This window comes from Azospirillum oryzae, from assembly GCF_900177515.1.
GTDB classification, from domain to species: Bacteria; Pseudomonadota; Alphaproteobacteria; order Azospirillales; family Azospirillaceae; genus Azospirillum; species Azospirillum oryzae_A.
In genome coordinates this window covers 519,096-534,429 of the sequence record NZ_FXAK01000009.1, presented here as the reverse complement: position 1 = coordinate 534,429, position 15,334 = coordinate 519,096, and the positions used below count along the sequence as shown (strand labels likewise).

Below are 15,334 nucleotides of genomic sequence, written 5' to 3'. Positions count from 1 at the left end.
TTGAAAACTCACTGCGCTTGACCGCCCCTCAGCCGAGTCTTTCGCGCTTGAGGCGGATGCCCGCGGCCTCGCGGTCCCAGCAATCCTCCGTCAGGCCGTCGGCCCGCAGCATGTGCTTCTGGAGCTTGCCGCTGGCCGTCTTGGGCAGTTCCTCCACCACGCGGACATAGCGTGGGACCATGTAGTGCGCCACCCTCGCGGCCAGGAAGCCGACCAGTTCGGCCGGGTCGATCACGGCGCCGGGGATCGGGGCGACGACCGCCAGCACCTCGTCCTCGCCGACATCGCTGGGCACGGCGACGGTCACCGCCTCGCGCACCGCCGGATGGGCGCAGATCTCCGCCTCAAGCTCGAAGGAGGAGATGTTCTCGCCGCGGCGGCGGATGACATCCTTCAGGCGGTCGACGAAGAAGAAGCGCCCGTCCGCCTCCATGCGGAAGGCATCGCCGGTGTGGAACCAGCCGTTGCGCATGGACGCCAGCGTCGCCTCCGGATTGCGGTAATAGCCGGAGCCGAGCGCCCAGGGCCGGTGCGAGCGGATGATCAGTTCGCCGACCGTACCCGGCGGCAGCTCGGCGTCGTTGCCGTCGACCACGCGCAGCTCGAAGCAGGCGCGCGCACGGCCGCACAGGCCCGGCACCATCCCGTCCGGTCCGGCGGTGCGCGGTCCGGCCGTCAGGGGGCTGGCGATCTCGGTCATGTTGTAGACGGTGTGGAGTTCGACGCCGAAGCGCTCGCCGAACCGGGGCGCGTCCTCGCCGAAGGGGACGATGAAGACCTTCTTGAGCGTATGGTCGCGGTCCCGCGCGTCCGGCGGCGCCTTCAGCAGGAAGTTCGCCATGATGCCCAGAAGCAGGACCACCGTGCTGCCGGTGTCGCGGATCGAGTCCCAGAAGTCCGGCGTCCGGAACTCCGGTACCATCGCTATCGACCCGCCCTTGCCCAGCATGCAATAGACGTAAAGCGTGCTGCCGCAATGGAAAATCGGCCCGCAGATCATGCAGTGGTCGTCCGCCGTGATGCTGTCGAAGGCGTCCGGCCCCATCGTGTAGATCTGCACGTAGGAGGTCACGACCCCCTTGGCCGCCCCGGTGGTTCCCGACGAATACATGATCGCGTGGGGGTCCCAGGGCTGGATCGGCCGGTCGAGCGGCAGGCTGAGGTCGGCATCGGCCGGCGCATCCACCAGCGGCGCGACGGTCACGCCGGGCAGGTCGGGCGGGTCCGCATCCGCCGTGCCGACGGTCAGGATCCTGGCCAGCGGCCCGAGCCCGATCTCCGCCAGGCGGCCGATCAGGGCGGCGTGGGCAATCAGGACCGTGGCGCCGGCATTGTCCAGCATATGCTCCAGCGGGCGCCCGCGGCTTGCCGTGTTGAGCGGCACATAGACCGCGCCGAGATAGTTGATGGCGAACCACGCGGTCAGCAGATCCGGCCCGTTTCCCATCCAGCACAGCACATGGTCGCCCTGGCGCACACCCTGCGCCCGCAGGGCCGCGGCGCGGCGGCGGACACGCTCCAGCGTCTCCCGGTAGCTCCAACTCTCGCCCCGCCAGAAGGCGACGAACACCGCGTCGGGCTGCCGGGCGGCCTGCTCCTCCAGGAGATTGCGCAGCACGCACTCGTCCACCGTGGGGATCCGCACCCAATCATCGCCGTGCATCGCCGAAAACCCTCCCTGTTCTTTTCAAACCCTGTCCGGACCACGGGCCTCGCGCCCGTGCCGGCTGCTGCCGTTCATATGTTTGCACCGCCAATCAAACGATTGCAACATACTCAGTAGAATGTTAGGGAGTGGGCATCGGCAAGAACGGCACGCCGCGCCGGCGGAGCCCCGGTGGGGAGGAAAAAGCGGAATGAGCCTTGTTTCGATCGAGCATGCCGACGGGGTGGCGCTGGTCCGCTACGACCGTGGCGGGCGGGCCAACGCCTTGAGCGCGGCGGCGATGGAGAGGCTGACCGACGTCGCCCACCGCCTGCGCGCCGACACCGGCGTCCGCGCGGTGGTGCTGACCGGCACCGGCACGGTGTTCTCCGGCGGCATCGACCTGTCCGACCCGCTGCTCTGGCCTACCGGCACGGATGTCCTGGAACAGCACGCCGCGGTCGAGCGTGGGCGCGCCCTGTGCGACGCCTGGGCGGCACTTCCCCAGCTCACCATCGCCGCCGTCGAGGGGCCGGCGGTCGGCGGCGGCGGTGTGCTGGCGCTGGCGCTGGACCTGCGGGTCTTCGGGCGGAGCGCGCATCTGCGGCTGCCGGAGGCCCGGCTCGGCTTCAACCTCGCCTGGGGCGGGCTGCCGCGTCTGGTCTCGCTGGTCGGTCCGGCGCGGGCCAAGCGGCTGCTGATCACCGACCTGCGGGTCGATCCGGCACTGGCGCTCGATTGGGGTCTGGCCGACCTCGTCGCTGAGGACGGCGCCGCGGTCGACGAAAGCATGCGGCTGGCGGGCGAGGCGGCGGCGGTCCCGCCGCTGGCCCTGCGCATGACCAAGCGCGCCATCGACGCCCAGGCCGACCAGACGCGGCTGGCCCATGGCGACAGCGACCAGTTCCTGCTCGGCCGCCTGCTGCGCGACGCCGCGGCGGCGGCCAAGGCCTGAGACGACTCTTCAAATCAATCAGAATAGGGAGGACAAACGGATGACGACGCTCAAGACCGCTCTGCTCGCGGGTATGGCCGCCTTCGCCTTCACTGGCGCATCGGCCGGCACGGCGCAGACTCAGATCTCCGACAATGTGGTGAAGATCGCCGTGCTCGACGACATGACCGGCATCTACACCGACCTCGCCGGGCGCGGCTCTGTGGTAGCCGCGCAGATGGCGGTGGAGGATTTCGGCGGCAAGGTCAAGGGCGCGCCGATCCAAGTCGTCTTCGCCGATCACCAGAACAAGGCCGACATCGCAGCCAGCGTCTCCCGCCAGTGGATCGACCGCGAACAGGTCGACGTGATCGTCGATGTCGGCAACTCCGCCGCGGCGCTCGCGGTGCAGGAGGTGACGCGCGAAACCGGGCGGGTTCACCTGAACTCCACCGCCGGCACCACCGAGCTGACCAACGAGAAATGTTCCCCGACCGGCGTCCACTGGACCTACGACACCTATGCGCTCGCCAACGGCGCCGGCCGCGCCCTGACCCAGCAGGGCAACAAGTCATGGTTCTTCATCACCGCCGACTACACTTTCGGCCGCAGCCTTGAAACCAACACGTCGAACGCGGTGAAGAAGGCCGGCGGCGAGGTCCTGGGCACGGTCCGGGCGCCGGTGGCGACGCCGGATTTCTCCTCCTTCCTGCTCCAGGCGCAGGCGTCGGGCGCACAGGTGGTGGCGCTCGCCAACGCCGGCGGCGACTTCGTCAATGCGGTGAAGCAGGCCAACGAGTTCGGCCTGAGCCAGAGCGGCCAGAAGATGGTCGGCATGCTGGTCTTCCTGACCGACATCGACAGCCTCGGCCTCGACGTGACCAAGGGGATGATCATCACCACCGGCTGGTACTGGGACACCGACGAGCGGACGCGGGAATTCGCCAAGCGCTTCGGCCAGCGCCATGAGGGCAGGATGCCGACCATGGTGCAGGCCGGAGTCTATTCAGCGGTGCTGAACTACCTGAAGGCCATCGACGCCAGCGGCACCGACAAGGGCCTGACCGTGGTCAACCAGCTGAAGACCATGCCCATCGAGGACATGTTCGCCCGCAACGGCAAGGTCCGCGCCGATGGCCGCATGGTCCACGACATGCACCTCGTCGAGGTCAAGAGCCCGCAAGAGTCCAAGGGACGTTGGGATTATTACAGGATTCTCAGCACCATCCCCGGCAACGACGCCTTCCTGCCGCTGTCCGAAAGCAAGTGCCCCCTCGTGAAGGGCTGAGGGGCAGGACCAATGAGGGCGGTACCGCCAACTTGTTGACCACCCAGTTGCCGAGGCGGGCCGCGCGGGGTATGGGACGGCATGACGACGCGCCCCGATCCCCGCTACGCCGGCTACCGCTATCCCGCCGAGATCATTGCGACGGCGGTCTGGCTGTACTTCCGCTTTCCGCTCAGCCTGCGGATGATCGAGGAACTGCTGGCGGCTCGCGGCATCACCGTCAGTTACGAGACGGTGCGCCAATGGGCTCGGAAGTTTGGCCCCGAGATCGACACCCGGTTGCGCCGAAGGGTGCCGCGCCGGGGCGACAAGTGGCACCTCGACGAAGTGGTCCTGATCATCGGCGGCCGCAAACATCACCTGTGGCGGGCCGTCGATCAGGACGGCTTCGTATTCGACGTGCTGGTCCAGAGCCGGCGCGACACCAGGGCGGCAAGCGTTTGCTGCGCAAGCTTCTGAAGGCTCAGGGCCGGGCGCCGCGGGTGCTGATCACCGACAAGCTGAAGTCCTACGCCGCCGCCAAGCGGGAGATCATGCCGGAGGTGGAGCGCCGGCAGCACAAGGGCATCAACAACCGGGCCGAGAACTCGCATCAGCCGACCCGACGACGGGAACGGCAGAGGAAGCGCTTCAAGTCGCCATATCAGGTCCAGCGGTTTCTCTCCATCCACGATCCTGTTGCCGATCTCTTCCACCTTCGCCGAGACCATCGCCCCGTCGCCGACTACCGTGCCGCCCGCGCCCAGGCCTTCGAGGCTTGGGCGGAGGTGGCCGGCGCCCGGCTCGCGGCGTAACATTGGGCCCCGCTGGCGACGCCGGCTTCCGCCGCGCCCTTGGTTGGCCACAGGTCAATCAACTTGACGATGCCCTTCCGCCGGCTGCCGCTATGTGGCCGCGCGCTCTTCGATGCAATCGACGCGTTCCGGATAAAACGCCAAATATTCGCGGATGGCGGCCACGGCGGGATAGGGAGTCTCGTAAGTCCAGACAGCGTTGATCGCGATGCGATCACCCACGCGCAGGCTGTAGTAAGTGGCATCGCCCTTGTAAGGGCAATGCGTCGTGTGCCCCGTGCGTTCGAAGGCCGTCATGTCCGCATCCGCGCGGGGAATATATTGGACCACCGGCAACGTCGCCTCCGTCAGCGTCAGGGCGCGTGCCGTTTCGGCGACGACCCGGCCGGCGAAGACGACACGAATCCGATTCGGGTTGGGGATGATCGTGATGGGATGCTCGGGGCCGGGAATTTTCACAGCGATACTCCTTGCTCGCCAGTGGTCGCGCCGGTCATGGCGCGGCCGTCATGCCTTATACCAGCGACCTTTGATCCTGACCGATCAGGATCAAGAGCTTCGGCGGTATGGGTCGGCCGCTTGTAACCATGGTGTCGCCAATCGGCGGCCGGCGCTTTCGCCATGCTACTCTGGGCGGCGTGACGGAGCGTTGTCCATGTTTCACATCCGTGCCACAGGTGGCTCCACTGATGAAAGATTGGATCTCAATGAGCATGCAGCCATGGGAAGGACGTGACCGGCTGGTCGCGATCGACATCGAGACGACCGGACGGCGCCTGCCGAGCCTCCAGGACATCCGTAAGGCGCCCAAAGGCCTGCGTCAGCCCGGCATCATCATCGAAATCGGGTGTCTTGAGATCATCCGTGAGGGCGATGGCTGGAGGAAAGCGCGCAGTTGGGAGTCGCGGGTCAACCCCGACGCCCCTCTCCATCCCGACGCCATCAAGGTGCACGGCATCAAGCCCGCCGACCTGAAGGCGGCGCCCCGCTTTCCCGAGGTCGCCGACGCGCTTCTCGCCTTTCTGGGCGAGGATCTTCTGGTGGCGCATGCCTATGAGAACGAGATGGACTTCCTGAACTACGAGTTCGCGCGCTGCGGACGAGCCGCATGGGGTGCCGACACGTTCTCGGCAGACCGGTTCATCTGTACCAAGGAGATGTCGCACGCGGTCTTCCCCGGTGCTTCCGGCTCGCTCGATGCGCTGTGTGATCGGCTGTGGCTCGACCGGAGTGATCGCTTCGCCCACCATGGCGCGCTGCTCGACGCAGACCTGACGGCTGACGCCTTCGTCAAAATGGCGTTGGGAGATACCGGCCCGCGCGACGCCGTATATGAGTGAGGCACAGCGCCGGGCATCGGGATATCGTGCCGCGCGCCCCTGACGGGCGGAAGGCGTCAAGGTCGCGTATCGGGCCAGCTTGCGCTGAATGGCGCAGACTGCTCATGGCGCAGAGTCGACAGTCCGGCGCTTGGCAAACCGATCTCGCGCTGTCGGGCAAGGTGGCGCCGGACTTTACCCGCTGACAGTTGGCCAAGTCACCCGCGAGGACGTGCGGGACCGGCTTGAGAAAGGAGTTGCCCCCCACTTGGTCCTGATCGTTCCGGTGCTATGATTCCGCACTGCGCGAGGCGCCGGGCGAATAGCCCATGACGCGCTTGAAGGCACGGCTGAAGGCGGCTTGCGAGCCGTAGCCGAGCCGATGCGCGGCGGTTTCGATCGGCAGACGCTCCCGGCCGATCCACTGAGCGGCAAGCCGCATCCGCAGCTCCGTCACGTAGCGGACCGGGGTCACGCCGGTCACCTCCAGGAAGCGCTCCGCGAAGACCGAACGCGAGGCGCCCATCTCCGCGGCCAGTTCCGCCACGGTCCAATTGCGGCCGGGATCGCGATGCAGCGCGGTTATGACGCGGCCGAGCCGCGGGTCGCGCAAGGCGTCGATCCAGCCGCGCGCATCGCCGCAACCGCATTCGACCCAGCCCCGCACGATGGAGGCGGACACCACGTCGGCCAGCCGCGCCAGGATGCCGGCATAGCCGGCGCGCTCCGCCCGCGCCTCCCGCTCCATCGCCTCCAGCATCGGCAGGATTTCGGGGTAGCGGTCGAGCAGGGTGCCGACCTGCATCACCTCGGGCATCAGGCCGACCAGAGGCTGCATGGCGCCAAGGTCGAACTCCATGCAGCCGCTGAAGATCACCGCATCCTTCGTCCGGCAGCTTTCCGGCGGGCAGGATTCGAGCGCACCGACATTGCCGCACAGCGGCGCCGTCGCGAAGCTGGCGATGTCTCGGGCCGGAAGTTCCGGCGCCGACAGCAGTTCGTGCGCACCACCGCGCGGCAGCAACACTGCATCGCCGGTGTCCAGCGTGAAGGTGCCGCCGGCGAGCAGCCTCAGCACGACCGGCCCGCGGGCGATGAAATGGAATTGCGCCCGCCCCTCCACCGTCCCGAAACCGATACCGAAGGGAGGGGCGACCTGCATGCGGCGGTACTGCACGCCGGTCAGCCGCATGCCGAGCAGAAGCTCGCTGACGAGGTCGGCGGCGGGAGGGACGCGGGATGAGTCGGGCATATCCGGACTATCGATCAAAAGATGCGGACGTTGTGGCATGGATCGTCCAGAAACTCCATTCTATTCTGCGTCGCAGCATAATCTTCCTGCGAGGACTGACCATGATGGAACCTGTGAGGCAGGCCGGCGCCGCGCCGGCGGAGCCCGCCTGGGGTGCCGTCTTCTCCTTGACGCTCGGCGTGTTCGGACTGGTAACGGCGGAGTTTCTGCCGGCCAGCCTGCTGACGCCGATGGCGGCTGACCTGCATGTGACCGAGGCGATGGCCGGCCAAGCCGTCACCGCGACTGCCGCGGTGGCGCTGGTCGCCAGCCTGCTGATCTCCGCCGCAACCCGCCGGATCGACCGGCGCCATGTGCTGCTCGCCTTTTCGGCGCTGCTGCTGGTGTCCAACCTGGCGGTCGCCTTCGCCCCCGACCTGCTGTCGCTGCTGGTCGGGCGGGTGCTGCTGGGGGTGGCGCTCGGCGGCTTTTGGGCCATGTCTGCCGCGATCGCCATGCGGCTGGTGCCGGAGCCGATGATTCCGCGGGCCTTGTCGATGATCTTCAGCGGCGTGTCCGCCGCCACCGTCTTCGCGGCCCCGGTCGGAAGCTATCTGGGCGACCTGCTCGGCTGGCGCGCAGTGTTCCTGATGGCCGGCGGGCTGGGGCTGGCGGCGTTGGTGGCGCAGGTTTTGTCGCTGCCGCGCATGGCACCGAACGGCCACACCAGCCTCCGCACGCTGGGCGAGGTGATGGCCCGGCCGGGGGTCGGGATTGGCATGGTGTCGATCCTCCTGGTCTTCACCGGACATTTCGCGCTGTTCACCTATGTCCGGCCGTTCCTGGAGACGGTGACCGGCGTCGGCGTCAGCGGCGTGTCGGGCATCCTGCTGGGCTTCGGCATGGCGAACTTCGCCGGCACCTATCTCGGCGGCGCGCTGCTGGCCCGCAGCATGCGGCTGACCCTGACGGTCATGCCGCTGATCATGGGGCTGCTCGGGCTCGGGCTGGCCGCGCTGGGCGGGTCGCCGACCGTGGCCTCGGTGCTGATCGCGTTGTGGGGCGTCGCCTTCGGCGCCGTGCCGGTGGCCTGGTCCACCTGGATCACCCGCACCGTGCCGGACGAGGCGGAAAGCGCCGGCGGCCTCTTCGTCGCGGCGGTGCAACTCGCCATCGCCACCGGTGCGGCGGCGGGCGGCGCCATCTTCGGCGTCAGCGGCGCCGGCGGGGTCTTCGGCGCCAGCGGAATCGTGCTGCTGCTGGCCGCCCTGGTCGTGCTGGGAGGCGTGCGGGCGCGGGCAGTCGCTGTCGCCCCCTGATCACCTCCGTCAGGCGCCCGCGGATGGACCTGCCGCTGTCGCGCTCCGTCTTCAGGACGGCGGGTCCCCCGTGCCACCACCACCGCATCGTACCCGGAAAACCACCTCTCGCTCGGATCAATACCCGCGACATCAATCCTTCGTGATTGTCGACACAAGGAAGTTTAATCCATCGGGCTCAGCCCGGCGTTGCAGGCCGGGTGTCAAGCTCTCGGTGGTGGTTCCCTACTGCTGGGAACGGGATTCCTTCCGCGGTCGGCGGGCCCGTTCGCTATGCTTTATAGCAGCCAACCAACTTCAGCTCCTGGCGCAAAGCAGACTTCACCCATTGTCCGCCAACGCCCCCTGTTCCGACTTGGAGCGCGGATCAAAACCTCGACTGGCTTGAGTAGAATCAATGGTTGGATGCCATGGAATCGGGGTTTTGATCCGCGCTGCTAACACATATCGCGCTGTCCTCTACGACGCTGACCGTGCTTCGGAACAGCCTCACAAGCCGGCCGCCTGGGTGAGATGATGCGGAAGCGGTCGCGGTGCCGCTGGTAGCGCCGGGTCATCACGACCGAAGCATGACCAAGATGCCGCTGGACGAAGCGCTCCTCCGCCTCGGCGGCGGTAACCAGCCCAAGCCCGCAAGGAGTGGCCAGCGAAGCGGTGACGGCGCTCACCCTCCGGCAGATCACCCTCCGGCAGATCACCGCGAAGGCCTGCAGCCAGGGAGGTCGTCTGCACCAAGCGGGCGACATGCTTGTCGGCCAGCCGGTCGGTCAGGGCGCGCTTGCCATCGTGGGCGATGCGGCCCAACTCCATCCAACTCACCAGCGCCGCACCGGGCAACTCAGTGGCGTGGTTCCCGGTCCGACCTCGCGCCAGCCGGTCTTGCCACGGATGTGCAGGACCAACCCTCCCTCCAGCGCTTCGACCCAGCCGCGGCCGTCGGCGGTCTCCTCCGCCCCATTGTCAGCGATCCCAATAACATTTACTCGTAAATCTCATAAAACCAAGCACTTGGTCAGGTCGCAGTATCGTTAACTGGATTCCAATAAGAGGTGGTTTCCAGAACCCTCATCCGATGCCCCCTCCGGAAACCGGCTGATCTGCCGTCGGTTTTCTGTGTCTTTGGCACAGGGAGGCGGGTATGGGACCCACAGTTGCGGCCTTGGTGGCGCGGATCATCGACCGGATCGACGATCGGCCTCGCGGTCCTGGACGTCCGCCGATGCCCACTGCGGAGGTCATCGAAGCGCTTCGCTTCTTCTTGCGTGAGGGTGTCCAGTGGCGCGCGCTTCGGGCCGCGGATGGGCGTGCCTCGGGCTCGACCCTGCGCCGACGCTTGGATGAGTGGCACACGACGGCGTTGCTCCGTCGCGTCCATGCCGTCCTCGTCCGTATGGCACGTTCCGGTCCCGCCGCTGCCGCTTGGGACGTCATAGGGGACAGCTGCTCGGTAAGGGCCAAGCGCGGCGGTGACCTAACCGGGCCGAACCCGACCGACTGCGGCAAACCCGGCACCAAGTATCACGTGGTCGTCTCGACTGACGGTCTGCCGCTGGCGGTCATGCCGTCTGGCGCCAATGTCCATGACACCATGCTCTTCCCTGATCTGGTGCGCTTGGCCCAAGTCGTCTGCTCCGCCATCGGCAGGCTCTACGCCGACGCAGGCTACGACAGCACCGACAATCGATGGCTCTGCCTGCGTGACCGGGTTCAGCCACACATCCGCAAGATCGGCGAGCGCAAGATCGGCGAGCCCCACGGCTCAGGGCTCGGCAAGGTCCGATGCGTCGTCGACCACGGCTGCGCTTGGCTGCTGGCCAACAAACGCCTGGATCGACGACAGGATCGGTTGGGACGCATCATCCTCGCACTGCTCACCGCGGCGGCAATCTTCATCATCGCTAACCGCCTCAGCACATTCTGAAAACCGCCTCTTATTGCGCCGCCGTCAAGCCAACGCCCATAGACGTGGCGGAAAGGCACTCACGAAGGATCGGCCAGGAGTGGTTTGATCGCCACCCCCCGCTGCCGATCCTTGTTCACAAGGCGGCATGCTCCTTGACCGCCTCCTCGAGGCGAGCCTTGAGATTGAGGAACCGCGAATCGATGGCCAGCGGGTCATCGCGGTTGAGCGCGATCATCGCCGCCCGTGCTTCGCCGCCGCGGATCACCTCCAGCGCCTCCGTTTCTATCCCCGCCACGATGGCTGCGGCTACGGCCTCGGCGCTTTCGCGGGTGAAGCCCAACTCCGGACCGGCGTTGTTCGACGCCATCATCGGGGTGTCGGTGGCGCCGGGGTAGACGGTCAGCACATGGACGCCCTCGCCTTTCAGCTCGCGGCGCAAGGCTTCGCCGAACCGTGCCAAGCCGCCCTTGACGCCGGCATAGGTGGCGTAGAATGGCGCGCCGACCAGCCCCAGGCCCGACGAAATATTCACCACCAGTCCCTCGCCGCTGGCACGCAGCGCCGGTAGAGCTGCCCGCGTCAGCAGGATGGGCGCGGTTAGGTCGACGGCGATCATCGCGAGGATGTCCTCCTCCGTGACCTGCTCCAGCCGCCCGGCACGAACGCCGCCGGCGTTGTTGACCAGGATGTCGAGGCCGCCCAATGCGACGAGCGCCCGCTCAAGCGTCTGCCGACGCCCCTCGGTGGTCGCGACATCGGCCACGATGCCGGTCACCGACGCTCCAGCCTTCTGCAAGGTCTCGACTGCGGCGGCCAGCCGGTCGGGGTGCCGGCCGGTGATGACAAGGGCCACTCCCTTTTCGCCCAACGCCTGGGCGGCGGCAAAGCCGATGCCGCTGGAGCCGCCGGTGATCAGCGCGCGTTTTCCAGAAAGAATCATGTCAGCTCCGTTTAGATCGGTTCAGTGACGGGACCTGTCGAGTGGGAGGCGAGAACAGTGCTCCGCCCTGTGTCAGGCACTGGCGGGCTTGCTCCACTCGTTGCCCTTCATGAAGGCGTCGAGCGGCGTGTGGGTGATGTGGTTGGTGTAGTTGCTCATCACCTTGGTGGCGACGCCGAGCACCACCTCCAGGACGTTGCGGCGGGTGAAGCCGGCTGCCAGGAAGGCATCGACGTCCGCATCGGCGACCCAGCCGCGATTGCGCACCACCAGCGTGGCGAAGCGGTGCAGCGCCTCCAGCCGGGCGTCGGGCAGTTCGCTGCCGGCCCGCAGCGCGGCGATCACGTCCTCGCCCATCTTCTGCATCCGGGCGAGCGTGGTGTGGCCGGCCATGCAGTAGTGGCACTCGTTCTCGAAATTGGCGGTCAGATAGACGACCTGCTGCTCATGGGCGCTGAGCGTGGTCTTGGAGAACAGGTCCCACAGCGCCGTGTAGCCGGCCAGCAGTTCCGGCGATTCCGCCATATAGGATTGCAGGTTGGGCACGAAGCCGAAAGCGGCCTTCACGCCCTCGAAAATCGGCTTTGCAGCATCCGGGGCGGTGTCGAGGGTGTGGCTGGTGAACTGGGTCATGGTGGCGGTTCCTTGTTCCGTCGGTTGCGTTCGACGGATCGGACCCTGACCCATTCCAGAGGCGGCGCGTAGGCGGGCTGCGCGACTAATGCTTATGCCTCCTGGGAATGATCCCGCCGGGAATGGTCTCTCCCCAACTCCACCTCGTCCGCCGGCGCACCGTCGCCGGGCACGATGGTGGCGACGAACTCCGCGAAGGCGCGGGCCTTGGTGCTGGCCAGCCGGCCGGTGGGGAACACCGCCCACAGGTCGATCGGCGGCAGCGTCCAATCTTCCAGCACGCGCCGCACTGAACCATTCGCAAGCTCGGGACCGAACATCCAGTCGGACGCGACCGCCAGCCCCAGATCGGCCAGCACAGCCGCCCGTATCCCTTCCGCCGCGCTGACCCGCAACCGGCCGCGCACCACCACCGACGCTTCGGTTCCGCCCTGCCGGAACGCCCAGCTGTTGCTGAGCTGGCTGTAGACCACCGCGTCGTGATCGGCAAGGTCGGCCGGGGTGCGCGGCACGCCTGCGCGGGCGAGATAGGCGGGCGTCGCCACGACCGAGCGGCCACCGCTGGCGACCCGCCGCGCCACAGCCGTCGAGTCCGACAGCGTGCCCATGCGCAACGCAACATCGATACCCTCGGACACCAGATCGATCACCCGGTCGTCCAGGATTACCTCCATGTCCAATTCCGGATGGCGGCTCAGGAACTCGGGCAGGCGCGGCACGATCAGCAGCCGGGCGAAGGTGGTCGCGGCGGAGATGCGCAGCCGTCCCGACAGGCCCGCACCGGCGCCCCGCGCCTCCAGCTCCGCTTCATCGGCCTCCCGGATGGCGAGCCGGGCGCGCTCGTAAAAGCGCAGCCCCGCTTCGGTTGGCGTGAGGCCGTGGGTCGACCGCAGCAGCAGGCGCACCTGCAGCCGCTCCTCCAACTGCGCGATCGTCTTGGAGATGGCCGGCTGGCCCACCCCCAGCTGCCGCGCCGCGCCCGAGAAGGAGCCGGTCTCCACCACCCGCACGAAGCTGGCCATCGCTTGCAATCGGTCCATCGTTATTCCTGACAGGAATTGCCGTTATCGCTCCGGCCGGTCTGCCGCCCGGAGATTGGAATGGCGATAACTCTCCCATCGGCGGCGACGCTGCAAGGGAGAAGCGAAACATGATCGAACTTTATGCATTTGCGACGCCGAACAGCGTCAAGGTTCCGATCGCCTTGGAGGAGATTGGCCTCTCCTATGACCTGAAGCCTGTCAACATCCGCCAGGGCGAACAGAAGGCCGCGGACTTCCTCGCGCTGAACCCGAACGGCAAGGTGCCGGTGCTGGTGGACGGGGCGCTGGTGCTGACGGAAAGCGCCGCCATCCTCGTCCACCTTGCCGAGAAGACCGGCAGGCTGCTTCCGCAAGGCGGCACAGGCCGGGCGCGGGTGTTCGAGCAGCTGTTCTTCCATGCCTCCGCGCTGAGCCCGTCCTTCGGCAATGCCGGCTTCTTCAAGCGCCTCGCCGCCGAGCCGCAGCCGCTCGCCGAAGCGCGGTTCACCGCCGAGGCCAACCGCGTGCTCGACCGGCTCGACGCGCTGCTCGGGGAGCGTCGCTTCGTCGCCGGCGACGACTTCACCATCGCTGACATTGCCCATTTCGGCTGGCTGTGGCGCCGCGAGTTCCCCGGCATGACGCTCGACGGCCGCCCCAATCTTATCCGCTGGTTCGACACCGTCGCCGCCCGGTCCGCCGTTCGACGCGCGATCGCCCGCGTCGAGGCTCTCATCCCCCAGGCCGCCTGACACAGCCGATCCGAACCAAGCCAATCCAAGGAGTGACCCTGATGTCCCGTTTCGAGAGCTACCGTGATGCCTTCGCCAATGCGCGCCTGACCCGCTCGGACAGCGGCGTTCTGGAAGTGAAGCTGCACACCGATGGCGGCAAGCTGGTCTTCAACGGCCACACCCACGAGCAGTTCGTCGACCTGTTCCATCAGATCGGGTCGGACCCGGAAAACCGGGTGGTGATCCTCACGGGATCGGGCGATGCCTTCATGGACGCCATCAGCCCCGAGGGCTTCGATTTCTTCAGTCCGCGCGGATACGACAAGATCTTCCGCGAAGGCAAGAAAGTGCTGATGAACATCCTCGATATCGAGGTGCCGCTGATCGCCGCCCTCAACGGGCCGGTGCTGCTGCATTCCGAATACGCGCTGCTCGCGGATATCGTGCTGGCCACACCGGAAACGGTCTTTCAGGACAAGCCGCATTTCGACTTCGGCATCGTCCCCGGCGACGGCGTCAACCTGCTCTGGCCGGAGGTGATCGGCAGCATCCGCGGTCGCCATTTCATCCTGACCCGCCAAATCCTCGACGCCCAGACCGCCAAGGATTGGGGCGCCGTCAACGAGATCGTGCCCGCCGGCCAACTGCTGGCGCGGGCGCATGAAATCGCCGAAGGGCTGGCCGCCCTGCCGCCGCTCACCAGCCGCTACACGCGCATCGCGCTGACGCAGAAGCTGCGCCGAATCGTCGACGAAGGCGCTGGTTACGGCTTGGCGCTGGAAGGCATCAGCGCGGCCGAGGTGGCCCGCTCCGCCGCCGCGAACGGCTGATCCGTATTTCCCTCCACCCCATACGACGAAGGAAACTCCTATGTCGCTCCAGGAAAAGCTCGACGCTTTCAAGGCCGATTTCCAGGCGGGCAAACCGCCCTACAATGTCCCCCGTTCGGTGATCGAGACGATGCACCGCGCCACCGCCGAACTGATCGCCTCGGGCGCTGCCGGCCGTGCGCTCAAGGCCGGGGACAAGGCTCCCGCTTTCACGCTCAACGATCCCGACGGCAAGGCGGTGTCGTCCACCGCCCTGTTGGCGGAGGGACCGCTGGTGGTCAGCTTCTACCGCGGCGTCTGGTGCCCCTACTGCAACATGGAGCTGCAGGCGTTGCAGGCGGCACTGCCGACCTTCCAGTCGCTCGGAGCAAACCTGCTCGCCATTTCGCCGCAGACGGCCCCGAACAGCCGCAAGTCGGTGCGTCAGAATGCGCTCGATTTCCCGATCCTGTCGGATCCACGCAACGACGTCGCCGCCGCTTTCGGCTTGCGCTTCGAACTGCCCGACTATCTGGTCGAGCTTTACAAGGGACTGAAGAACGACCTGCCGGCATTCAACGGCGATCCGAGCTGGACCCTGCCGATGCCGGCCCGCTTCGTCATCGGGCAGGACGGAACCATCCTCTACGCCGAGGTCAACCCGGACTATACCCGCCGCCCGGAGCCAGAGGACATGCTGCCGGCGCTGCGTAGCGCCAGCCGCTCGGCGGTCGTCTGATCCCTGTCGATCCGCCCGCCTGCA

General features: G+C 67.1%; 14 protein-coding genes and 1 pseudogene. 9 read left to right on the top strand and 6 right to left on the bottom strand.

Annotated features, from left to right (window positions below; genetic code table 11):
* Positions 1 to 28: 28 nt before the first annotated feature.
* Positions 29 to 1,663 (bottom strand): AMP-binding protein, encoded by a 1,635-nt coding sequence (locus B9N97_RS30895; protein ID WP_085091627.1) that lies wholly within the window; start codon positions 1,661 to 1,663, stop codon positions 29 to 31.
* 193 nt (positions 1,664 to 1,856) lie between these two features.
* Here B9N97_RS30895 and B9N97_RS30890 point away from each other — a divergent pair, with 193 nt between their 5' ends.
* The 3 genes and pseudogenes from B9N97_RS30890 to B9N97_RS30880 all read left to right on the top strand — a co-directional run bounded on the left by B9N97_RS30890 (position 1,857) and on the right by B9N97_RS30880 (position 4,661).
* Positions 1,857 to 2,600, top strand: coding sequence for an enoyl-CoA hydratase/isomerase family protein (locus tag B9N97_RS30890; protein WP_167393432.1), 744 nt, complete (start codon positions 1,857 to 1,859; stop codon positions 2,598 to 2,600).
* A gap of 40 nt (positions 2,601 to 2,640) precedes the next feature.
* Positions 2,641 to 3,867: an ABC transporter substrate-binding protein gene (locus tag B9N97_RS30885; protein WP_085091625.1), complete on the top strand. Its 1,227-nt coding sequence runs from the start codon at positions 2,641 to 2,643 to the stop codon at positions 3,865 to 3,867.
* A gap of 81 nt (positions 3,868 to 3,948) precedes the next feature.
* Positions 3,949 to 4,661 (top strand): annotated as a pseudogene (locus tag B9N97_RS30880) (IS6 family transposase).
* A 90-nt stretch (positions 4,662 to 4,751) separates the two neighbouring features.
* Here B9N97_RS30880 and B9N97_RS30875 read toward each other — a convergent pair.
* Complete coding sequence (locus B9N97_RS30875) at positions 4,752 to 5,120, bottom strand: DUF427 domain-containing protein (protein ID WP_085091624.1); 369 nt, start codon at positions 5,118 to 5,120, stop codon at positions 4,752 to 4,754.
* A 230-nt stretch (positions 5,121 to 5,350) separates the two neighbouring features.
* Between B9N97_RS30875 and B9N97_RS30870 the strand changes: the two genes are divergently transcribed.
* On the top strand, positions 5,351 to 6,001 hold the full coding sequence (locus B9N97_RS30870; protein ID WP_244561024.1) for a 3'-5' exonuclease: 651 nt from the start codon (positions 5,351 to 5,353) through the stop codon (positions 5,999 to 6,001).
* 268 nt (positions 6,002 to 6,269) lie between these two features.
* On the opposite strand, the gene B9N97_RS30865 is transcribed toward B9N97_RS30870, so the two are convergent.
* Complete coding sequence (locus B9N97_RS30865) at positions 6,270 to 7,232, bottom strand: AraC family transcriptional regulator (protein WP_208621322.1); 963 nt, start codon at positions 7,230 to 7,232, stop codon at positions 6,270 to 6,272.
* Positions 7,233 to 7,333: 101 nt separating this feature from the next.
* Here B9N97_RS30865 and B9N97_RS30860 point away from each other — a divergent pair, with 101 nt between their 5' ends.
* Positions 7,334 to 8,530, top strand: a complete 1,197-nt coding sequence (locus B9N97_RS30860; RefSeq protein ID WP_143266937.1) for an MFS transporter — start codon at positions 7,334 to 7,336, stop codon at positions 8,528 to 8,530.
* Between the two features lie 1,138 nt (positions 8,531 to 9,668).
* On the top strand, positions 9,669 to 10,451 hold the full coding sequence (locus B9N97_RS30850; RefSeq protein ID WP_085091621.1) for an IS5 family transposase: 783 nt from the start codon (positions 9,669 to 9,671) through the stop codon (positions 10,449 to 10,451).
* A 115-nt stretch (positions 10,452 to 10,566) separates the two neighbouring features.
* On the opposite strand, the gene B9N97_RS30845 is transcribed toward B9N97_RS30850, so the two are convergent.
* The 3 genes from B9N97_RS30845 to B9N97_RS30835 form a co-directional block, all read right to left on the bottom strand.
* Positions 10,567 to 11,373 (bottom strand): SDR family NAD(P)-dependent oxidoreductase, encoded by an 807-nt coding sequence (locus B9N97_RS30845; RefSeq protein WP_085091620.1) that lies wholly within the window; start codon positions 11,371 to 11,373, stop codon positions 10,567 to 10,569.
* A 72-nt stretch (positions 11,374 to 11,445) separates the two neighbouring features.
* Positions 11,446 to 12,006 (bottom strand): carboxymuconolactone decarboxylase family protein, encoded by a 561-nt coding sequence (locus B9N97_RS30840; protein ID WP_085091619.1) that lies wholly within the window; start codon positions 12,004 to 12,006, stop codon positions 11,446 to 11,448.
* Positions 12,007 to 12,098: 92 nt separating this feature from the next.
* Positions 12,099 to 13,046, bottom strand: coding sequence for a LysR family transcriptional regulator (locus B9N97_RS30835; protein ID WP_085091618.1), 948 nt, complete (start codon positions 13,044 to 13,046; stop codon positions 12,099 to 12,101).
* A gap of 110 nt (positions 13,047 to 13,156) precedes the next feature.
* Here B9N97_RS30835 and B9N97_RS30830 point away from each other — a divergent pair, with 110 nt between their 5' ends.
* From B9N97_RS30830 to B9N97_RS30820, 3 genes are read left to right on the top strand one after another with little or no spacing between them, the layout of a single operon-like run.
* Complete coding sequence (locus B9N97_RS30830; protein ID WP_085091617.1) at positions 13,157 to 13,780, top strand: glutathione S-transferase family protein; 624 nt, start codon at positions 13,157 to 13,159, stop codon at positions 13,778 to 13,780.
* 41 nt (positions 13,781 to 13,821) lie between these two features.
* The gene (locus B9N97_RS30825) at positions 13,822 to 14,592 is read left to right on the top strand and encodes an enoyl-CoA hydratase/isomerase family protein (RefSeq protein ID WP_085091616.1); all 771 of its coding nucleotides are present in this window, start codon (positions 13,822 to 13,824) and stop codon (positions 14,590 to 14,592) included.
* Positions 14,593 to 14,632: 40 nt separating this feature from the next.
* A complete protein-coding gene (locus tag B9N97_RS30820; RefSeq protein ID WP_085091615.1) occupies positions 14,633 to 15,310 on the top strand; it encodes a peroxiredoxin-like family protein in 678 nt (225 codons plus the stop codon).
* The last annotated feature ends 24 nt before the right edge of the window (positions 15,311 to 15,334 follow it).